18 protein-coding genes and 3 pseudogenes are annotated in these 18,898 nt (G+C 70.8%); 8 read left to right on the top strand and 13 right to left on the bottom strand.

The window, feature by feature from the left end:
- The first annotated feature begins 60 nt into the window (after positions 1 to 60).
- On the top strand, positions 61 to 1,458 hold the full coding sequence (locus ACX28W_RS39470; RefSeq protein WP_459004956.1) for an 8-oxoguanine deaminase: 1,398 nt from the start codon (positions 61 to 63) through the stop codon (positions 1,456 to 1,458).
- 344 nt (positions 1,459 to 1,802) lie between these two features.
- A complete protein-coding gene (locus ACX28W_RS39465; RefSeq protein ID WP_459004968.1) occupies positions 1,803 to 3,134 on the top strand; it encodes a nucleobase:cation symporter-2 family protein in 1,332 nt (443 codons plus the stop codon).
- 66 nt (positions 3,135 to 3,200) lie between these two features.
- Here the strand turns inward: ACX28W_RS39465 and ACX28W_RS39460 are convergent, their stop codons facing one another.
- From ACX28W_RS39460 to ACX28W_RS39450, 3 genes are all read right to left on the bottom strand, one after another.
- Complete coding sequence (locus ACX28W_RS39460; RefSeq protein WP_459004955.1) at positions 3,201 to 4,016, bottom strand: chitosanase; 816 nt, start codon at positions 4,014 to 4,016, stop codon at positions 3,201 to 3,203.
- Between the two features lie 103 nt (positions 4,017 to 4,119).
- Positions 4,120 to 4,731 (bottom strand): exonuclease, encoded by a 612-nt coding sequence (locus ACX28W_RS39455; RefSeq protein ID WP_459004954.1) that lies wholly within the window; start codon positions 4,729 to 4,731, stop codon positions 4,120 to 4,122.
- A 45-nt stretch (positions 4,732 to 4,776) separates the two neighbouring features.
- Positions 4,777 to 5,610: a helix-turn-helix domain-containing protein gene (locus tag ACX28W_RS39450; RefSeq protein ID WP_459004953.1), complete on the bottom strand. Its 834-nt coding sequence runs from the start codon at positions 5,608 to 5,610 to the stop codon at positions 4,777 to 4,779.
- A gap of 96 nt (positions 5,611 to 5,706) precedes the next feature.
- Between ACX28W_RS39450 and ACX28W_RS39445 the strand changes: the two genes are divergently transcribed.
- Positions 5,707 to 6,561, top strand: a complete 855-nt coding sequence (locus ACX28W_RS39445) for an NAD(P)H-binding protein (RefSeq protein ID WP_459004952.1) — start codon at positions 5,707 to 5,709, stop codon at positions 6,559 to 6,561.
- On the opposite strand, the gene ACX28W_RS39440 is transcribed toward ACX28W_RS39445, so the two are convergent.
- Entirely contained in the window at positions 6,534 to 8,033 is a 1,500-nt protein-coding gene (locus tag ACX28W_RS39440) for an MFS transporter (protein ID WP_459004951.1), read from the bottom strand. The genes ACX28W_RS39445 and ACX28W_RS39440 overlap by 28 nt on opposite strands.
- A 90-nt stretch (positions 8,034 to 8,123) precedes the next feature.
- On the opposite strand from ACX28W_RS39440, the gene ACX28W_RS39435 reads away from it, so the two are divergent.
- Both ACX28W_RS39435 and ACX28W_RS39430 read left to right on the top strand, forming a co-directional pair.
- Positions 8,124 to 8,525, top strand: coding sequence for a winged helix-turn-helix transcriptional regulator (locus tag ACX28W_RS39435; protein WP_266473687.1), 402 nt, complete (start codon positions 8,124 to 8,126; stop codon positions 8,523 to 8,525).
- 21 nt (positions 8,526 to 8,546) lie between these two features.
- A pseudogene (locus tag ACX28W_RS39430) lies at positions 8,547 to 8,675 on the top strand (hypothetical protein); the annotation flags it as partial.
- A 37-nt stretch (positions 8,676 to 8,712) separates the two neighbouring features.
- Here ACX28W_RS39430 and ACX28W_RS39425 read toward each other — a convergent pair.
- The 5 genes and pseudogenes from ACX28W_RS39425 to ACX28W_RS39405 all read right to left on the bottom strand — a co-directional run.
- Entirely contained in the window at positions 8,713 to 9,135 is a 423-nt protein-coding gene (locus ACX28W_RS39425) for an acyl-CoA thioesterase (RefSeq protein WP_459004950.1), read from the bottom strand.
- Positions 9,136 to 9,209: 74 nt separating this feature from the next.
- On the bottom strand, positions 9,210 to 9,842 hold the full coding sequence (locus tag ACX28W_RS39420) for a hypothetical protein (RefSeq protein WP_459004949.1): 633 nt from the start codon (positions 9,840 to 9,842) through the stop codon (positions 9,210 to 9,212).
- A gap of 49 nt (positions 9,843 to 9,891) precedes the next feature.
- A complete protein-coding gene (locus ACX28W_RS39415; RefSeq protein WP_459004948.1) occupies positions 9,892 to 10,491 on the bottom strand; it encodes a histidine phosphatase family protein in 600 nt (199 codons plus the stop codon).
- A 74-nt stretch (positions 10,492 to 10,565) separates the two neighbouring features.
- Positions 10,566 to 10,757 (bottom strand): DUF397 domain-containing protein, encoded by a 192-nt coding sequence (locus ACX28W_RS39410; protein ID WP_459004947.1) that lies wholly within the window; start codon positions 10,755 to 10,757, stop codon positions 10,566 to 10,568.
- Positions 10,754 to 10,903, bottom strand: a pseudogene (locus ACX28W_RS39405) (transcriptional regulator); the annotation flags it as partial. The pseudogene ACX28W_RS39405 and the gene ACX28W_RS39410, both read right to left, overlap by 4 nt.
- 5 nt (positions 10,904 to 10,908) lie before the next feature.
- On the opposite strand from ACX28W_RS39405, the pseudogene ACX28W_RS39400 reads away from it, so the two are divergent.
- A pseudogene (locus ACX28W_RS39400) lies at positions 10,909 to 11,207 on the top strand (ATP-binding protein); the annotation flags it as partial.
- Here the strand turns inward: ACX28W_RS39400 and ACX28W_RS39395 are convergent.
- The gene (locus tag ACX28W_RS39395) at positions 11,167 to 12,375 is read right to left on the bottom strand and encodes a pyridoxal phosphate-dependent aminotransferase (protein WP_459004946.1); all 1,209 of its coding nucleotides are present in this window, start codon (positions 12,373 to 12,375) and stop codon (positions 11,167 to 11,169) included. The pseudogene ACX28W_RS39400 and the gene ACX28W_RS39395 sit on opposite strands and share 41 nt — an antisense overlap.
- Positions 12,376 to 12,460: 85 nt before the next feature.
- Between ACX28W_RS39395 and ACX28W_RS39390 the strand changes: the two genes are divergently transcribed.
- Complete coding sequence (locus ACX28W_RS39390; protein WP_459004945.1) at positions 12,461 to 13,093, top strand: winged helix-turn-helix transcriptional regulator; 633 nt, start codon at positions 12,461 to 12,463, stop codon at positions 13,091 to 13,093.
- Positions 13,094 to 13,168: 75 nt separating this feature from the next.
- Here the strand turns inward: ACX28W_RS39390 and ACX28W_RS39385 are convergent, their stop codons facing one another.
- Genes ACX28W_RS39385 through ACX28W_RS39375 form a run of 3 tightly spaced genes read right to left on the bottom strand, consistent with a single transcriptional unit; the run spans position 13,169 to position 16,847 of the window.
- Complete coding sequence (locus ACX28W_RS39385) at positions 13,169 to 14,047, bottom strand: hypothetical protein (protein WP_459004944.1); 879 nt, start codon at positions 14,045 to 14,047, stop codon at positions 13,169 to 13,171.
- The gene (locus tag ACX28W_RS39380; RefSeq protein WP_459004943.1) at positions 14,047 to 15,312 is read right to left on the bottom strand and encodes a VWA domain-containing protein; all 1,266 of its coding nucleotides are present in this window, start codon (positions 15,310 to 15,312) and stop codon (positions 14,047 to 14,049) included. The genes ACX28W_RS39385 and ACX28W_RS39380 overlap by 1 nt, the downstream gene beginning before the upstream one ends.
- Before the next feature lie 32 nt (positions 15,313 to 15,344).
- Positions 15,345 to 16,847, bottom strand: a complete 1,503-nt coding sequence (locus ACX28W_RS39375) for an IucA/IucC family protein (RefSeq protein ID WP_459004942.1) — start codon at positions 16,845 to 16,847, stop codon at positions 15,345 to 15,347.
- Positions 16,848 to 16,973: 126 nt separating this feature from the next.
- On the opposite strand from ACX28W_RS39375, the gene ACX28W_RS39370 reads away from it, so the two are divergent.
- Positions 16,974 to 18,497: an IucA/IucC family protein gene (locus ACX28W_RS39370; RefSeq protein WP_459004941.1), complete on the top strand. Its 1,524-nt coding sequence runs from the start codon at positions 16,974 to 16,976 to the stop codon at positions 18,495 to 18,497.
- Positions 18,498 to 18,898 lie beyond the last annotated feature (401 nt).

Below are 18,898 nucleotides of genomic sequence, written 5' to 3'. Positions count from 1 at the left end.
CACTCAAACCTCCTAGGGTCCTGCCGTGCCCACCCCACCGAACGAAGAAGGAGAAGCACCATGGCAGCAGCGGCAGACGCCACAGTCACCCGGCGGATCGTCATCGAGAACTGTGCGATCGCGACGGTCGACGCGGGCGACACCGAGTACACCTCGGGCCATGTCGTCGTCGCGGGCAACCGCATCGAGTCCGTCGGCGCGGGCAGGGCTCCGGAGGGCCTGGAGAACGTCGTACGCCGCATCGACGGCACCGGGCACCTGGCCACCCCCGGCCTGGTCAACACGCACCACCACTTCTATCAGTGGATCACCCGCGGCCTCGCCACCGACCACAACCTCTTCAACTGGCTCGTCGCGCTCTACCCGACCTGGGCGCGCATCGACGAAGAGATGGCGTATTCCGCCGCGCAGGGGTCCCTCGCCATGATGGCGCGCGGCGGTGTCACCACCGCCATGGACCACCACTACGTCTTCCCGAAGGGCTCCGGCGACCTGTCCGGCGCCATCATCCGCGCGGCCCGCGAGACGGGCGTCCGCTTCACCCTCGCCCGTGGCTCCATGGACCGCAGCGAGAAGGACGGCGGGCTGCCGCCGGACTTCGCCGTCGAGACCCTCGAAGGCGCCCTCGCCGCCACCGAGGCGACCGTCGACGCCCACCACGACGCGTCCTTCGGCGCCATGACGCAGATCGCCGTCGCGCCCTGCTCGCCGTTCTCCGTGTCCACCGAACTGATGCGACAGGGAGCCGAGTTGGCCCGCCGCAAGGGCGTACGGCTGCACACGCACGGCTCGGAGACCGTCGAGGAGGAGCAGTTCTGCAAGGAGCTGTTCGGGATGGGCCCGACCGAGTACTTCGAGTCGACGGGCTGGCTCGGCGAGGACGTCTGGATGGCGCACTGCGTCCACATGAACGACTCCGACATCGCCGCCTTCGCCCGTACGAAGACGGGTGTGGCCCACTGCCCGTCCTCCAACGCCCGTCTGGCCGCCGGCATCGCACGCGTCCCCGACATGCTCGCGGCCGGCGTCCCGGTCGGCCTCGGCGTCGACGGCACCGCGTCGAACGAGTCCGGCGAACTCCACACCGAACTGCGCAACGCCCTCCTCATCAACCGCCTGGGCGCGCACCGGGAAGCCGCCCTGAACGCCCGTCAGGCGCTGCGCCTCGGCACCTACGGCGGGGCCCTAGTCCTGGGCAGGGCAGCAGAGATCGGCTCCCTGGAGCCGGGCAAGCTCGCCGACCTCGTGCTGTGGAAGCTGGACACCCTCGCCCACGCCTCGATCGCCGACCCGGTGACCGCCCTGGTCTTCGGCGCCGCGGCCCCGGTCACGCTCTCCCTCGTCAATGGCACGCCGGTCGTCGAGGACAGCCGCCTGCTGCACGTCGACGAGGACGCGATCGCCCGCTCCACGCGGGAACAGGCACAGCGCCTGGCGCGGATCGCCGCGCAGGCCTGAACAGTTGAAGATCTCCGGCCGAGGGGGACGGCCCTCGGCCGGTAGCCGTGGACCCGAGTGGGGTCCATGGCGGCCGTATCCGGGGCGTGCATGGACGTGCGCGCCCCGGAACGGTCTCCGTTCCCTCTGAACGGTTTCCGTCCCGGTCCCTCCCCCACGCTCGGCTTCGCTCGCGCGGGGGGACCCCCATGACCGCGCATCACCTCCCTGAACCCCGCGTCAACGCCGACGCGTAACCAACCGGAGGAGCCGCCGTGGCCGCCCAGCAGCCCGAGCCCAGCACCGATGCACAACCAACTGGCCAGCCCAAGCACCCAGTTGACGAGAAGCTCCCGCCCCTGAAAATGGCGACCAGCGGCCTCCAGCACGTCGCCGCCATGTACGCCGGAGTCGTCGCCCCACCTCTGATCGTCGGCGCCGCCGTCGGTCTGACCGCCACCGAGCTGACCTTCCTCACCGGCGCCTGCCTGTTCACGGCCGGCCTCGCCACCTTCCTGCAGACGATCGGCATCTGGAAGATCGGCGCCAGGCTTCCGTTCGTCAACGGCGTCACCTTCGCGGGCGTCGCCCCGATGACCGCGGTCGTCGCCTCCGCCGAGGACAAGAGCGACGCGCTGCCGGTCATCTTCGGCGCGGTCATCGTCGCGGGCGTCCTCGGCTTCATAGCCGCCCCCTTCTTCAGCAAGGCGGTCCGCTTCTTCCCGCCCGTCGTCACCGGCACCGTCATCACACTCATCGGCATCTCGCTGCTGCCGGTCGCCTTCGGCTGGGCGCAGGGGCCCAACCCCGCGGCGGACGACTACGGTTCGACGACCTACCTGGGCCTGGCCGCCGCCACCCTCGTCATCGTGCTGCTCCTGCGCCGCTTCACCCGCGGCTTCGTCAAGCAGATCGCCGTTCTGCTCGGCCTCGTCATCGGCACACTCGTCGCGATCCCGTTCGGTGTCACGGACTTCGGCCCCGTGACGGACGCGGACGTCATCGGCTTCCCGGACCCGTTCCACTTCGGCGCCCCGCAGTTCCAGGTCGCGGCGATCGTCTCGATGTGCGTGGTGATGGTGGTCTCGATGACCGAATCGACCGCGGACATGCTGGCGTTGGGCGAGATCGTCGAGCGCCCCGCCGACGAGAAGACCATCGCGGCGGGCCTGCGCGCCGACACCCTCGGCTCGGCGATCAGCCCGCTCTTCAACGGTTTCATGTGCAGCGCCTTCGCGCAGAACATCGGCCTGGTCGCGATGACAAGGATCCGCAGCCGGTACGTCGTCGCCACCGGCGGCGGTTTCCTGGTGCTGATGGGCCTGTGCCCCATGGCCGCGTCGCTGATCGCTGTCGTACCACGCCCCGTTCTCGGCGGCGCGGGCGTCGTCCTCTTCGGCTCGGTCGCGGCCAGCGGCATCCAGACCCTCGTACGAGCGGGCCTGGACAAGGACAACAACGTCCTGATCGTCGCCGTATCGCTGGCCGTCGGCATCATCCCGATCACCGCGCCGGAGTTCTACCACGCCTTCCCGGAGACGGCGAAGATCGTCCTGGACTCGGGGATCTCGACGGGGTGTGTGGCGGCCGTGGTCCTCAACCTCGTCTTCAACCACCTCGGCAAGGGGCAGGACGCGGACGACGTGACCCACCCCATGGAGGCGGGCGAGGACCTGAAGGCGCTCCCGGCCCACTGACGACTCGGGCACACGGAGGGCGCGGCACCCAGGGGTGTCGCGCCCTCCGCCGTACCGTCGGCCCGGTCAGCCGATGTGGTAACTGTCCCCGTACACCTGCCAGTCCAGCGGCGTGTCAAGGTTCAGGTTCCGGTTTCGCAGGAAGACCCGCTGCGCGGTGTCGACCCGGCTGGTGTCCTCGTGCGCCGCCTCCTGCTTCATCGCCCAGACGCGCGCGTCGAGGAACGCGTTCAGATACGTCACCTCGTCGCCGCCCCAGGCAGGCGGCTGGGCCCTGGCCAGGGCCCGCCTGCGGATGTTGCCGAAGCTGGTGCTGTCGCCGCCGTCGCCGTGCATCACGATGGCGTCGTAGTACGTGAACTGGCCGAGGACGCCTATGCCGTCGGCCTTGCCCTGCCGGACGGCGGGGTTGAAGTACACGCGGTCGCGCTCGTCGTTCTGGGCCTGCTGGAACGCCGAGTCCTGGGCGGCCCTGCTCCAGTCGCCCGGGAAGCCGGGGTCCAGGCCCTCGTGCGAGTCGCTGCCGTCCACGGTGCGCAGAGCGGGCAGGTATTTGGCGAGTACGTTGCCGGGCTCGCGCTGCGCGTACAGCTCGACGAGGTCGAGCATGTCGCCGGTGCCCGAGCAGAAGCCGATGATCCCGGCGGTGTAGCCGCGCCCGTCGCCGATGTCCTCGATGTACCCGTACTGCGCCTTCCAGTCCAGCGAGGAGTTCTCCGCGCTGGACACCAGCTTCATGGCGATCTCCTTCTTCGCCGGGTCGTCCAGACCCGCCGGCGCGGCGGTCGCGGACTGGGTCGCGATGACCGGACCTGCCACCAGGGAAGCTCCTATCAGGGCGAGCAGTGTGCGGCGTGACGTGCGTATGTGGGGGGTGTGCACGGTACCTCCGATGGGGGAGTGTGTCGTTCACGGGTTCTATTAGGAAAGTTTCCTACCAGAGAACGTGATTGACGTATACCCGTCAGGGAGGGGGGCCACTACTTCATTCAGGTAGGTGTGCCGACGCGGAGCCTTGCCACGCCATGAGGTTCGCCAGCAGCTCCGCCTGCTCGACCGCGTCGTCGAGGGCGTGGTGCGTGTGCCTGCGGCGGGACAGCAGCTCGCGCGGCATGGTGCCCTTGGCAACCGCACGCAGCGGGAGGGCGGCCTTCGTCGCGTAGAGCGTCTTCATGTCGAGGCAGCCGGAGTGCCCGAAGGGGCTCGCCCCGGTGAAGCGGATCAAATACCAGTACAGGAACGTCCAGTCGTACATCGCCGGGTAGCCGCACATCACGGGCTGTGCGCCGACCGCGACTTGGCGCACCCACTCGCTGAACTCAGCGAGTGCCACGCCCGGTTCGGCTCCCTCGCGCGCCAGGCGTGCGCGGTCGAGTCCGCTCATGGCGAGCGCTTCAGGCACGAACGCCTCGCTGATCGGCCGGAGTTCACGGTAAAAGGTCCGCTCCTCCGGGTCGGTCGGAGTGAAACCGTCGGCGTCCTGGCGTCCGGCCACGGCCGCGCCGAAGCTCAGCATCGAGTACGGGCCCGGGATCGGACCGTCCGCTTCGATGTCCACGGAGATGTAGAGGCTGGGCTTGATTCTGCGGGTGGCCATGATGCCGGAGCATGGCAGTCGGCCGAGACGCGCCTCACCTGGATTTCAGGCGCGACGGTAGGCCTGGCAGGGCCGGGCCTCGGGAAGGCGGCCGGTGAAGAACGACGTGGGCGGGACGCCCATCAGGGTGCGGAAGTCGGCGGTCATGTGCGACTGGTCGTAGTAGCCGGTGGCGGTGGCCAGTTGGGCCCAGGGGGTGTCCGGCGCGCTGCGCGCGTGCGTGAGGATGTGGCGTACGCGGGCGATGCGGGCGTAGTGCTTGGGGGAGACGCCGACACCGTCCGCGAAGAGGTTGCGCAGCTGGCGTTCGCTGACGGCGAGGTGACCAGCCAACTCCCGTACGCCCACGGGTAGATGGCCCGCGTCCGTCGACATCGCCTCGACCGCCGCCCGCAGCAGTCCCGTACGTGCTGGGTCGGCCGGGGCGAGCCGTTCGGGCAGGGTCTCCGTCAGGTGGGGGACCACCCGCTCGGGCTCCAACGGTAGAAGTTCCTCGGCCAGTTGGTGAGCATGGGTGCCGGGGAAGTCGCCGAGCGGTGCGACCCGGCCGACGAGATCGACCGCCGGTACGCCGAGCAACGGGCGGGCCGCGCCAGGTTCGAGGCGCAGCTGCACACAGGAGGCCAGCCGCTTGCTCGCGTGGTAGGAGGCGCGGGTGCGCGGCCCGACGACCAGCACATCGCGGCGGCCGCTCTCCTCGACCCGCACCACCATCTTCGTTGCCGCGTCCGGGACATGGGTGAACGGTTCGCGCAGCTCGCCGTCGACGGACGTGAAGGCGGCGTCTACGAACCAGGGACGCAGCACCCCGGGCAGCGACAGGTGCCTCTCGGTGAGACCGCTCGCGCCGGGCTTCGTCGTCTCATCGGTGGTGGTCACTCCTCCACCGTAATCGCGCCGAGGCGTCGGCCGGGCCCCGGAACCGTGCCGGAATTTCCTAGCGGCCGACCGCACCGGCTCGGCACCGTGAGGGACATGATCCTAGTGACCGGTGCCACGGGCACCATCGGCAGTGAACTTCTGCGGCAGCTCGCGGCGCGCGGCGAGAAGGCCCGCGCGCTGACCCGGGACCCCGCCCGCGCGCGGGTGCCGGCCGGGGTCGAGGTGGTGCGCGGCGACTACCATGAGCCCGCCTCGCTCCAGGCCGCCATGCCCGGGGTGTCCGCCCTCTTCGCCGTGGGTGTCCTCGGCCCCGGCGACGTGGACGCGGACGCGGCACTGGTCGCGGCGGCGCGGGCGGCGGGCGTACGCCGGGTCGTGAAGCTCTCCGCCATCGGCACGGGTGACCCTGCCCTGGGCCCCGTCAGCAACTGGCACTTCGGCGGCGAACAGGCAATCCGGAAAAGCGAGTTGGAGTGGACTGTCCTGCGCCCCTCGTCGTTCGCCTCCAACACGCTGAGCTGGGCGGAGGCGATCCACTCCGGCAACCCGGTGCCCAATATGACCGGGACAGGTACGCAGGGTGTCATCGATCCGCGTGACGTCTCCGAGCTCGCGGCCGAGGCGTTGCTCGCGCCGGGGCACACGGGCCGCACGTACACCCTGACCGGACCCGAGCTCCTCACCACTTCCGACCAGGCCGCCACCCTCGCCGGGGTCCTCGGCCGCCCGGTCACCACCGTCGACGTACCCCCGGACGCGCTCCGCGAGCAGTTCATCGAGGCCGGCATGTCCGAGATCTACGCCGAAGGAGTCCTGGCCGGCACGGCGTACGTCCGCAAGGGCGGGAACGCCGTGCTGACCGAGGACGTGCGGCAGGTACTGGGCCGTGAGCCGCGTACGTATGCCCAGTGGGCGCGCGATCACAAGGAGGCGTTCGCGCGGGACTGACGGCCGGCCTCGGGTGTCTCCTCCGCGGCCGGGGTGCTCTCTTCCTCCGCGGCAAAGACGCGTCCCGGCCGCAGCAGCACCGCAGCCAGCACCAGCGCGGTCGCGGTGATCCCCATGCCCACGGTGAACGCCAGCCGATAGCCGTCCGCCGTCGCCGCGACCAGTCGCTCGCCCTCGCCGAGCAGCCGCTCCGTGCGGCTTGCCGCCAGCGTCGTGAGGACCGCCAGGCCCAGTGAACCACCCACCACCTGCGTGGTGTTGAAGAGCCCGGAGGCCAGTCCCGCGTCCTCCTCGCGGGCGCCCGACATGGCGAGCCCTGTGACTGCGGGCATCGCGGCCGCGAAACCGGCGGCCAGGAGGAGCAGCGGAGGCAGGACGTCGGCGACGTACGTGCCGTCGGCCGGGGCCCGGCTCAACAGCGCCATGCCCGCGGTGATGAGGACGAGCCCGGCGAGCAGCACCCGGTACGGGCCGAAGCGGGCGATCGTTCGCGCCGACAGGCTCAGCATCAGCACCCCGATCGCGATCGGCGCGGGCAGGAACGCCGTGCCGGTGAGCAACTCGCTGTAGCCCAGCACGCGTTGGAGGTAGAGCGCGCCGATGAACTGGAAGCCGTACATCCCCGCGATCATCAGGATCTGGACGCCGTTCGCACCCGTCAGGGCGCGGGAGCGGAAGAGCCGCAGTCGCAGCAGGGGGCGTGCGGCCCACGCCTGCCGCACGGTGAAGCCGGTGAAGAGGGCGAGCGACACGGCGGCGAGCGTGAGCGTGACGCCCAGCGCGCGGTCGCCGGCGCCGACGATCGCGTACACGGTCAGCATCAGCGCGCTCGTGACCAGCGCCGCCCCGGGGTAGTCGGCGCCCTTGCCGAGGCCGACTCCCTTGTCAGCGGCGAGGATACGCAGCGCGGCGACCAACGCCACCACCCCGATCGGCAGGTTGATCAGGAAGATCCAGTGCCAGCCGATCGCCTGCGTCAGCGCCCCGCCGAGGAAGGTGCCGAGCGCCCCGCCCGCCGCGCCGACGGCGCTGAACACCGCGATGGCGCGGGCCTGTTCGCGGGGCTCGGGGAAGAGCGCGACCAGCATGCCGAGGACGACTGCCGAGGTCATCGCCCCGCCGACGCCCTGCAGCGCGCGGGCCGCGACCAGCATGCCCTGGCTGGTGGCGACCCCGCACAGCACGGACGCCGCGGTGAACACGGCGAGCCCGGCGACGAACATCCGCTTGCGGCCCACCAGGTCCCCGAGCCGTCCCACCAGCAGGAGCAGCCCGCCGAACGGAATCAGATACGCGTTCACGACCCAGGCGAGGCCAGGACCCGAGAAGCCGAGGTCGCTCTGGATCGCGGGCATCGCGACCGTGACGATGTTCCCGTCCAGGATCGTCATCAGCGTGCCCGCGCACAGCACGACCAGGGACGCCCAGCGGGAGTATGTTCGTGGCGCCGGTGACGCGGTTCGGAAATGCATGGCGATGACCTCGGCGTTCTCCATAGGTGCACGGCTTGTAACGGGGTACATCGTGGGTGACCATGGAGTTCGGCATAAGGAGGCACTTCGATGTCCCAGAGGAACACCGGTGTTACCGCGCAGGCAGTGCTCGCGCAGGCGTGCCCGGTCCGCGAAGTTCTTGACAGGGTCGCCGGGAAATGGAGCGTGCTGATCATCGTGGCCGCCGCCCACGGCCCGATCCGGTTCACCGAGCTGGAGCGCAGCGTGGAGGGCATCAGTCGCCGCATGCTGTCCCTCACCCTGCGCAATCTGGAGCGCGACGGACTCGTCACGCGCACCGTCCATCCGACCGTGCCGCCGAAGGTGGAGTACGAACTCACCCCGGTTGCCCGCGAGTTGCACGAGACGCTGCTGTCCCTGACGGACTGGGCGGAGCGGCACCGCGTCACGATCGCCGAGTCGCGAGCGGCCTACGACGTCCAGCACCGGCCGGAGTTGCTGGACGCGTAGCGCCGACCGCGTGCTCACCCCCTAGGCCTGTCGATCGTCCGTTCCATCGCCCGCGCCCACGGCGGAGAGGCCGCCGCCCGCCCGCGCGAGGACGGAGGCCTGACGGTGACGGTGACACTGCCGGGGTGCCCGGAGGACGCGCGCCCGTGACGCCGGCGCGGCGGCCTTCAGGACACGGCCAGACCGGTCAGAGGCCGAACATCAGCGGGTCGGTGGCCAGCGACCGGAAGTACTCGCGCGGGTCCGCGACCAGCCTGCGTCGCTTGAGGTCCAGCAGCCCTCCCACGCTCGTGAGTTCGGCGGAAACCGTGCCGTCCGTCGTGCGTATCGTCTGCTCGACCCGGAAGGTCTTCCCCTCCCCCCAGGCGAAGCCACACGTCACCTCGACCTCGTCGCCCGCGCGCAGCTCCCGCAGATAGCGGATGCTCGTCTCCAGGACCACCGGGCCCACGCCCTTGCCTATCAGCTCCGTCTGGCTGACCCCGGCCGCCTGCAGCAGCGACCAGCGGGCGTGCTCCGCGTACTGCAGATAGACGCTCTGGTTGAGGTGTCCCAGTACATCGGTCTCGTACCCGCGGACGGTCACTGCGACGGAAAACTGCTCTGCCACGACTTCCCCTTCAATGACGGTCAGGTCTGATCCAATCCAGTCCAACTCCCTTCTACCGCAAGCTATTTCGCCCCTCACGCGCGCCGGGGCGAAGCCAGCACATACCGGGCCCCCGTGCGCGGCTCCGTGTGCTCGCCGACCTGCCAGCCCGCCTTCTCCAGCGTGGCCGCGCAGGCGCGCAACGCCCCGGGGTCCGGCTCGCGCACGGCGACGGCCTCCGGCTGAGGTGTCGCGCGCACCCGATAACCTGCACTCCCGGCGGACGCGTCCGCGGGTGGGTGGCCCGCGGCCTCCAGGGCGAGCGCGGCGGCCTGCACCAGATGCGTACGTTCCCACCCGCACGGACGGTCCATGGCGCCGCCAGGGTTGGTCATCCGGCGCATCTCCAGCAGTCCCTGCCAGGCGCTGTGCACCTCACGTATCCGGGAGGGGCCGCCGTCGGCCGCCTCTTCGCCGCCGATCCGCGCGGCGAACACCCCCGAGCCGGCGGTCACGGACGTCTCCGTGACCGGTTCGGGCTCGGGAGCCTCACGTATGCGATGCCCGGCGGGGGTCAGGAAATGGTCGTGCGGCGGCCGGGGATGCCGAAAGGCGAGCCCCCGCGTCACCAGCGCGGCGAGCTGGGCCTCCGTGCCCTTCAGCCGCCCGGTCGCGGGGTCGGCGGCGTCGATGACACGCCGCTGCGCGGCGGTCGGCGGTCGTGTCACTGCGCACCTCTTCCTCCATGGTCCGGCCTTCTGACCTGTCCCTTGAAGACTACGAGGCGGGTCTGACATTCCATCCGGCCACGACATGGCGGCGGTGCTCGGTGCTCAGCCGGCTCACCGTTCCGGTGGCGAGCTGGAACAGCGCGCCCTGCGAGGCGGGCAGCCCCAGTCGCCGGGCGGTCAGCACCCGCAGGAAGTGGCCGTGGGAGAAGACGACGACACTGCCTTCCGACTCGCACAGGGCCGCGTCGATCTTGGCAAGCATCCGTTCCGCTCGTTCCCCGACCTCCTCGGGGCTCTCTCCCGGATGCTCCGGCGGACCGGGCGCGACACCGTCGTCGAACAGGAACCAGTCGGGCCGCGTCCGGTGGATCTCCACGGTCGTGACCCCCTCGTACCCGCCGTAGTCCCACTCGCACAGGTCCGCGTCGACCCGCGCCCCGTCTGCCCCGGCCAGCCGCGCCGTCTCCAGCGCGCGCTGCATCGGGCTGACGAACGCCGCCGCGATCCGCTGCGAGGCGATCAGCGGGGCCAGCCGCCGCGCCTGCTCACGACCGTTCTCGGTCAACGGAATATCGGTCGATCCGGTGTGCCGCCCGGCCAAGGACCACTCGGTCTCGCCGTGCCGCACGAGAAGGAGGTCGCCCATGCGTGATGTTCCTCTGCTCGCCGAAGGTGCGCGCCGACTTGAACGGCACGGCGCTCAGGCTACGAGCCCGGACCTCAAACTCGGCGGAGGCGTGTCACGAAGGCGGTCCAGTGGTCGGGGGCGAAGGTGAGGTGGGGGCCCTGTTTGTTCTTCGAGTCGCGTATGTGGATCGTGCGGGGGGCAACGGCGACCTCGACGCACTCCGGGCCGTCGTTCGTGCTGTAGCTGCTCTTGAACCACTCCAGCTCGGACCTGCCGATGGTCATGCCTCTCCCAGAACTTTCTCGATGAAGGCCGGCGACTTCCGGGGCGTGAGAGCCTGGGCCCGGATGATCCCATATCGGATCTCAAGGGCCTGCGTTTCCTTGGGGTTGGAGATCAGTCGGCTCGTGAGCTGGACCTCGTTTGTCCCACCGTGCGACGAACGCGGCGCTGCACGGCCGGGAGAAGGGCAGGGACTTCCGGCTGTGCCTCACGGCGCACGCCGATGCCACGCGATCGAGGTGACGGATCCCCGACCGGACCGCCGCCCGCCCGGGCCGGGCTCACTCCAACCGGCCTCGCCCGAGGCGGAGTCGGTCCGGGGGCTGCTCCTGGTCGAGGCCCTGGCCGGGCACTGGGGGACGACGTACGGCGATCCGTACACCAAGACGGTATGGTGCGAACTCGCGCCGGCTACTGCCGATAGCCGCTCAGGAACCGCCCGATCCGACTGATCGCCGTGTCCAGCTGGTCGACCTGCGGGAGGGTGAGGATGCGGAAGTGGTCGGGGCGGGGCCAGTTGAAGCCGGTGCCCTGGACGACCTGGATCTTCTCGCGCAGGAGGAGGTCGAGGACGAACTTCTCGTCGTCGTGGATCTTGTGGACCTCGGGGTCGATGCGCGGGAACGCGTACAGCGCGCCCTTCGGCTTGACGCAGGAGACGCCGGGGATCTCGTTGAGCTTCTCCCAGGCGCGGTTGCGCTGTTCGTGGAGGCGGCCGCCGGGCGCGGTCAGTTCGTGGATGGACTGGCGGCCGCCGAGCGCGGCCTGAATGGCGTACTGGGCGGGCGCGTTGGCGCACAGCCGCATGGAGGCGAGCATCGTCAGGCCCTCCAGGTAGTTGCGCGCGTGCTGCTTCGGGCCCGTCACCACCAGCCAGCCCGAGCGGAAGCCCGCCACCCGGTAGGTCTTCGACAGGCCGCAGAAGGTGAGGACCACCAGGTCGGGGGCGAGGGCCGCGGCGGAGTGGTGGACCGCGTCGTCGTACAGGATCTGGTCGTAGATCTCGTCCGCGAAGACCATCAGGCCGTGGCGGCGGGCGAGGTCGAGGATGCCCTCGACGATCTCCTTCGGGTAGACGGCGCCGGTGGGGTTGTTCGGGTTGATGATGACGACGGCGCGCGTCCGGTCGGTGATCTTCGCGGCCATGTCGGCCAGGTCCGGGTACCAGTCGGACTGTTCGTCGCAGAGGTAGTGCACCGCCTTGCCGCCGGCGAGCGTGGTGACGGCCGTCCAGAGGGGGAAGTCCGGGGCGGGGATGAGGACTTCGTCGCCGTCCTCGATCAGTGCCTGGACCGCCATCGAGACCAGTTCCGATACGCCGTTGCCGAGGAAGACGTCGTCGACGTCGACCTCCAGGCCCCGGTCCTGGTAGCGCTGGGCGACGGCGCGGCGGGCGGAGAGGATGCCGCGCGAGTCGGTGTAGCCGTGCGCCCGCGGCAGCATGCGGATCATGTCCTGGAGGATCTCGTCCGGCGCCTCGAAGCCGAAGAGTGCGGGGTTGCCGGTGTTGAGGCGCAGCACGCTGTGGCCCGCCGCCTCGAGTGCGTCGGCGTGCTCGATCACCGGGCCCCGGATCTCGTAACAGACCTCGCTGAGTTTGCTCGACTGCCGGAACTCCATGCGCCGCACCCTCCGGTTCGTTGTGTTGCTTGGTTTTACCAAGTGGGCGCTTGGAAAGTCCAACAAGATAGCTAGACTGCGTCGCATGTCACCTCGCCGAAGCTACGACCAGTACTGTTCCGCTGCCCGGGCGCTCGACGTCGTCGGTGACCGCTGGACCCTCCTGATCGTCCGCGAACTGCTCGGCGGCCCGCGCCGCTACACCGATCTGCACGCGGACCTGCCCGGCGTGAGCACGGACGTCCTGGCGTCCCGGCTCAAGGACATGGAGCGCGACGGGCTGACGACACGGCGCCGACTGCCGCCGCCCGGTGCGGTGTACGTCTACGAACTCACCCGCCGGGGGCGGGAGTTGCTGCCCGTCCTGCAGGCGCTGGGGGAGTGGGGCGCGCCGGCGCTGGGGGAACCGCGGGTCACGGATGCCGTACGGGCGCACTGGTTCGCGCTTCCGCTGCTGCGAGGGCTGGCGGGGGAGACCGAGGGGCTGATCGAAGTCCGCTTGGACGAAGGGGAGTTCCATGTGTGGCTGGGGGCCGAGGAGGGACCCGTCTACGGAGACGGACCCGCACAGGAGGAGCCGGATGTCCGGCTGCGCCTCGACACCGAGACGTGCGCGGCGGTGAGTGGCGGCACCTCGACCGTGTGGGACGCGGTGCGTGACGGACGTATCGAGGTCACGGGGGAGGGCACTCTCGCCAAGGTGCTGCGGGGGGAGTGACGCGGATACCCGGTCGAGGGACGAGGCCCGCCGTGCAGGGGGACACGGCGGGCCTCGGGCGTCACACGCGCCGGGTTACGCGCCCGGCGGCACCCGCGTAGGCCGCCCGGGGCCGCGGGTCAGCGCGTACCCGCCGATGCCCGCGAGCGCCGCGAGGACGCCGCCGATCGCGGTCCACACCCAGCGGTCGGACCACCAGCCGGAGGCCCACCCGTCGTCGGGCTCGATCGACGACAGCACGGCGGTCGACGACGTGGATTCCTCGGACTCGGACTCGGACTCGGTCCCGGAATCGGTCCCGGAATCGGAGTCGGAATCGGATTGCTCCGCGGACGTCGCGATCCCCGGAACCAGCGGCTTCGCCAGCGAGCCGTCCACCGCCGCCGAACCGCCGATGTCCTTGGAGCCGACCTCGATCTCGGTGTCGAACGGCAGACCCAGGTCGGAGGCCTGGAGCCCGGTGGCGGTCAGCCGGATGTAGTACGTGCCCGGCAGCGGGTCGTTGGCCCAGGTCTCCGACCAGGCACGCACGGTGCGCAGCGTGCAGGACAACTCCACGGACGCCGCGTCCTGTGCCGCCGTCCGTGTCTGTGCCCCGTACTGGCACGCCTGGCGGCGCCGCAGGCCGTCGTACACATCGAGTTGCCAGGTCTCGGCGGCGGCCCGCGTCGAGGCCTCCGGCAGCTTCACCGTCGCCTTCACGGTGGGCCGCTGCCCGGCGTCCGCGGGGAACGACCAGTAGAGATAGTCGCCCGTGGACCCGCCGGCGGTCGCCCGCTGGTCCTGCTCGATCTCGGTGGCCGTACGGAACGACGTACCGGCCTCGGTGGGCGCGTCACTGTCGCCCGACGGGCTCGCGGAGGGCGAGGAGTCGGCCACGGCGGGTGCCGCGGCGACCCCGAGCAGCAGCACCGCGGTGCTCACCACACGTCTGAACACACTTGAGCTACGCATCAGTTGGTCCTCCAGACCGCGACCCGCCAACGCGAGATCCAGCCCCACAGCACACCGGCGAGGAAGCCGGTGAGCACCAGGGCGCCGAGCAGCCACCAGCCGCGCCCGAGCCCGAACGAGGCAACGTCGCCCGCCTGGTCGGCCCCGTCCACGACGTCGACCGTCAGCTCCACCGGCATGCCCGGCGTGGTCTTCACACCCGCCGCCGCCGAGAAGGAGTTGGACACCTCGAGGCACACGACCTCGGCGGCGGCACTCTCGTCGTCGCTCTCGGCCTTCGGGTAGCGCAGGCCGGTCGAGAGGACATCGGTGCGGCCGTTGCCCGCCGCCTCACCGCGGACGATCTCGCGTCCGTGCACGGTGACGGCGCGCAGCAACACCCCGTAGTCCGGGTTGACTTCGCGGTCGGCCGCGACGCTCACCGAGGCGCGCAGTTCCTGGCCCGGCTCGACGTCCACGCGGTAGAAGCGGTGCTGCCCGAACTCCTCCCGGTCCGTGTACAGCCCGGACTCCAGCGTCGGGGCCTTCGCGCAGGCGGTGGCACCGTCGACGGCGACCGGCGTCACCACCGGATCGGCCGCGCGGTCCACCAACTGGTTGACCTTGTCGGTGAGTTCGTCCGTGTGCTCCACCGACGTGTATGTCCCGCCGGTGGCCTCGGCGATGCAGCTCAGCTGCTCGCGCAACTTGGTGCTCGGCACCAGGCCGAGCGTGTCGATGGTGAGGCCGATCCCCTTGGCCGCGATCTCCCGGGCCACCTCGCACGGGTCGAGCGGGGCGCAGGTGTCCTCGCCGTCACTGATGAGGACGATGCGCTTCGACCCGTTGCCGCCGTCGAGGTCGTCGGCCGCCTTGAACAGCGCGGGCCCGATCGGCGTCCAGCCGGTGGGGGCGAGCGTCGCCACGGCGGTCTTCGCCTCGGTCCGGTCCAGCGGGCCGACCGGGTACAGCTGTGCGGTGTCCTTGCACCCCGTCTTCTGGTTGTCGCCGGCGTAGTCGGCGCCGAGCGTGCGTATCCCGAGCTGGACCTCCTCGGGCGTCGCGTCGAGCACCTCGTTGAACGCCTGTTTCGCCGCGGCCATTCGTGATTTGCCGTCGATGTCCGTGGCCCGCATCGAACCGCTGACGTCCAGCACGAGGTTGACCTTGGGAGCGGCCTGCTCCGCCGTTTCGTCGGCGACCGCTCCGGCCGGGAAGGCCATCCCGGCCGTCAGGGTGGCGAGCAGGGCGCAGACCCCTGCCGCCAGCCGTTGTCTTGTGATCATCGCCGGATCCTATTGATCAAAGGTGCCGGGCTTCAAAACGGACGGCCAACGAAGGGGTTGGGCAGCGCGGCCCAGATGTCCCCGGGAGTCTGCGGAGACAGCCGCATCAAGGTCAACGCCTTCGTCGGGAGCGGCCCGTCGAGAAGCGTCGGCAGGTCCGGGGTGCGTGGCAGATCCCGTACGACACTCTCCAGGGCCTCGCGCAGGACGGCCGACGAGCCCGCGGTCGCCCCCAGCGTGCCGCCGATCAGAGAGCCGAACAGCTTGCGGCGCAGGGTGGTCTCGTCGTCCGTGACGATCCGCCCGGCCAGCGCCGGGGCCGGGATGCCGTGGCGGGCCAGGCGCGCCGGGCTGACGCGGATGTCGGCGAGGTCGCGGTAGACGAGCCGGACCGGAGCGCCCGTGGGCGACAGCACGACGAGGAGATTCTGGCCGTGCGCCTCCAGGGCCACCCCCAGGTCGAGCAGCCGCAGACAGACGGTGAGGGCGAGGCGGGTGAAGTCCGCGAGCCAGGAGGGTGATAGGGGGACTTCGGTGGTCGCGAGGGCGGCCACCGGGACGACGCGCTCGCCCCCGTGCCCGTACGCGTCCGGGGACTCGCGCAACACCGCCGCCAGGTCGGGGGAGTGGGCCGAGACGGCGCCCAGGGTGCGGGTGACGTGCAGCAGCCCGTCGGTCCGGGCGGCCATGTCCTCCGCGAACGCCGAGACCGTCGCCGACGTCTCGATCGAGTAGACCGAGATGTCCCGCACGGAGGAGGTCAACCGGGCGCTCAGGGCGGTCTTGACGTGCGGGCCGTCCGGGAGGGCGAGGGTGCGCAGCGACATCAACGGATGGGCACCCAGGCCCTCTTGGCGAGGCAGATCCAGGACGTGCGCGGCCTGCCACGGATGGACCGGGATCAGCACCCGGTCCTCGTCCCGCAGCCACTTCGGCCACTCGCCCCGCACGAGGCAGTCGTCCACGGCGACGAGACCCAGCTCCACGACCGGCCGGTGCTCCGGCCCGTACGCGAGCTGCTCGGCCACCGAGAACCCGGGCCGGGAACGGCAGTTGGGGTGGTACGGATGCCCGTCGACCACCCGCTGCTCCCACTCCCAGCTCGTCCCGGGATCGCGGTCGGCGACGGGCTGATCGGCACGCGAGAGGGCCAACGAGGCGACACTGTGCTCGAGTTCGGCGGCGAAGGCCGCGGCTTGGGGGACGGCCAGCGCCCTGATGAGCCGAGCCGGATGGTCGTACGTCCGGCCGTCCAGGCGTACTTCGGTGACATACGCGGCGGTGGCGTACGGGTCCGCGTGCGGGCCGTGCAGCCGGCGCCCGTCGGTCAGATGGAGCGTGAGACCGTCGTTCCCCGTCTCGCGGCGCGCGATCCAGGGCATCGGCTCATGGGCCAGCGCACGCCACAGGCGGGTCAGCACGGCCGCCCGGGCGCCGGGCAGCCCGGCCGCGTACGGAGCCGACAACTCCGGGCGTACGGCGCTCAGCTCGTCGGCGAGAGCCGCCTCGGCCTCGGGCGTGGGGGGATGGTGCACGGTCGGGCTCCTTGGGTACGGGGACTGCGGCTGCGGATGCGGCTGCGACTGCGTCGCGGTAGCCCGCGCCGGCAGACATACTGATCACCAGTGCACCGTATGGAACGAATGGATCGTGTGGACTCCATGCCCCCCGTGCTCCCCCCGCTCGCCAGGGACGACATAGAAGAGGCCGCCGACGCCTGTGCCGCCGCGCCGCTGCTCAATTGTCTGCTGCGGGAGGTGGGCGAGCCGACCGGGGACCCGGGTGTGCACCGGCTCCGCGCCGGTGGACGGCTGTTGAGAGTGCGCGGTGAGCGGCGGCCCGCGCGGCCCGAGGTGTACGCCGGCGGCGGCTGGCACCGGCTCACCCACCCCGAGTTGGTCAAACTCACAGCCGAGGAACTGCGCCGCCACACCGGCCTGTCCAACTCCGAGCTGCCCACCGAGATCATCGACAGCCGCGACGCGGTGGCCGCGCTGCTCGCCGCGCGCGCCCGCGCCACGCCACCCGCCGACTCGTATCTGCGCTCCGAGCAGTCCCTGATCACCGGGCACCCGCACCACCCCGCGCCCAAGGCCCGCGGCGGCGGTCCGGTCACCGGCTGGCTGCCGTACGCGCCCGAGGCGTACGCCTGCTTCCCGCTGGAGCTGCTCGGCGTGCGCGAGGACACGGTCGTCGAGGAGGGCGACACGACAGCGCTCGACACCTTCGGGCAAGCCCCGCCCGGCTACCGGCTGCTCCCGGCCCACCCCTGGCAGCTCGATCTGGTCGGCGCCCGCCCCGAGATCCGGGACGCCTTCGCGGACGGCCGGCTGATCCGCCTGGGCCGCACCGCCGGCTCCCTCTGGCCGACGGCCGCCATCCGTACGCTGTACGCCCCCGAGGACGACCTCTTCGTCAAGTTCAGCCTCGACGTGCGCATCACCAACGACATCCGTCGGCTGTGGCGCCACGACCTGCTGAAACTCCGCCGTACGGACGCGGCGACCGCGTCGGCCTTCGGGGCCATGCCGGGCTCCGCGGCCTGGCTGAGCGACCGCGGCTACCGCACCGCCGACTTCGCCTTCGAGGAACTCGCGGTCCTCGTCCGCGACGGACTGCGCGAGCACGTCGTCCCCGGCGCGACGCCGCTTCTCGCGGCGGCCCTCGTGGAGGAGGGTTTCGACGGCAGCCCGCTGAACGGTCTCACCGACCCGTCCGCCTGGTGGACGGCGTATCTGCGCCAGGTCGTGCCGCCCGTCCTGGAGGCCTTCGCGCGGCACGGCGTCGTCATCGAGGCGCACCTGCAGAACGCGCTGGTGGCGATCGACGCCGACGGGATGCCCGTACAGGCACTCTTCCGGGATGCGGAAGGCGTGAAGCTGCTGCCTCAGGTGACCCGGGCGGCCGGCTGGGAACGGCTGGTGTACTGCCTGATCGTCAACCACCTCATCGAACTCGCCGCGCTGCTCACCGAGCGCCATCCGGGCATGGACCCGTGGCCCGCCGTACGACGGGAGTTGACGCGTTACGACACGGAGCACGGCCTTCCCGAGATCGCCGACCTGCTCACCTCACCCACCGTCCCCGGCAAGACGAACCTCCTGCTGCGCTGGACGGGCGCGGACGGCGCGGACGCGCGGTATGTGCCGCTGCCCAACCCGCTGGCCAGGCATGGAGCCCGCTGATCCGGCATTGGTCCCGGAGATGATGCCGACGGGCCGGACGTCGGCTGATCTGCAGTGGCCAGTGTGCTGCGCGACGTGACAGGGCTTGACTTTGTTAGGGCCTGTCCGGCGGATCATGCCGGAGACGCGGGGTCTGGTACGCCGATCTGCGGCGTTGTCGTCGGTTGCCGACTCCCCCAAGTTCTCGGCTTCGCTCGAGCAGGGGGACCCCCATCGCGTCGACGCCCTCCTCCGCCTTGCAGCGCGACGCACCAGACCCCGCTCACCTGCGCTGACAAGGCGCCGCTGCTTCCCTCCGACCTGATCCGCCGGACAGGCCCTAGCTGTATTGATCACGAGCGTTGTTGACACTGGTCGGGTCTTGAACGTGGCGAAGACCTCCGGTGGGGTGGGAGCTGTCT

Source organism: Streptomyces sp. SD15 (assembly GCF_054462255.1).
This window is presented reverse-complemented; position numbering and strand designations above follow the sequence as displayed.

Coding starts and splice junctions, on each gene's coding strand:
- ACX28W_RS39455 (WP_459004954.1), bottom strand. CDS start 4,731: ATGGCCACCCGCAGAATCAAGCCCAGCCTCTACATCTCCGTGGACATC.
- ACX28W_RS39435 (WP_266473687.1), top strand. CDS start 8,124: ATGTCCCAGAGGAACACCGGTGTTACCGCGCAGGCAGTGCTCGCGCAG.
- ACX28W_RS39440 (WP_459004951.1), bottom strand. CDS start 8,033: ATGCATTTCCGAACCGCGTCACCGGCGCCACGAACATACTCCCGCTGG.
- ACX28W_RS39415 (WP_459004948.1), bottom strand. CDS start 10,491: ATGGGCGACCTCCTTCTCGTGCGGCACGGCGAGACCGAGTGGTCCTTG.
- ACX28W_RS39395 (WP_459004946.1), bottom strand. CDS start 12,375: ATGGAGTTCCGGCAGTCGAGCAAACTCAGCGAGGTCTGTTACGAGATC.
- ACX28W_RS39380 (WP_459004943.1), bottom strand. CDS start 15,312: ATGATCACAAGACAACGGCTGGCGGCAGGGGTCTGCGCCCTGCTCGCC.
- ACX28W_RS39390 (WP_459004945.1), top strand. CDS start 12,461: ATGTCACCTCGCCGAAGCTACGACCAGTACTGTTCCGCTGCCCGGGCG.
- ACX28W_RS39385 (WP_459004944.1), bottom strand. CDS start 14,047: ATGCGTAGCTCAAGTGTGTTCAGACGTGTGGTGAGCACCGCGGTGCTG.
- ACX28W_RS39445 (WP_459004952.1), top strand. CDS start 5,707: ATGATCCTAGTGACCGGTGCCACGGGCACCATCGGCAGTGAACTTCTG.
- ACX28W_RS39370 (WP_459004941.1), top strand. CDS start 16,974: ATGCCCCCCGTGCTCCCCCCGCTCGCCAGGGACGACATAGAAGAGGCC.
- ACX28W_RS39470 (WP_459004956.1), top strand. CDS start 61: ATGGCAGCAGCGGCAGACGCCACAGTCACCCGGCGGATCGTCATCGAG.
- ACX28W_RS39465 (WP_459004968.1), top strand. CDS start 1,803: ATGGCGACCAGCGGCCTCCAGCACGTCGCCGCCATGTACGCCGGAGTC.
- ACX28W_RS39410 (WP_459004947.1), bottom strand. CDS start 10,757: ATGACCATCGGCAGGTCCGAGCTGGAGTGGTTCAAGAGCAGCTACAGC.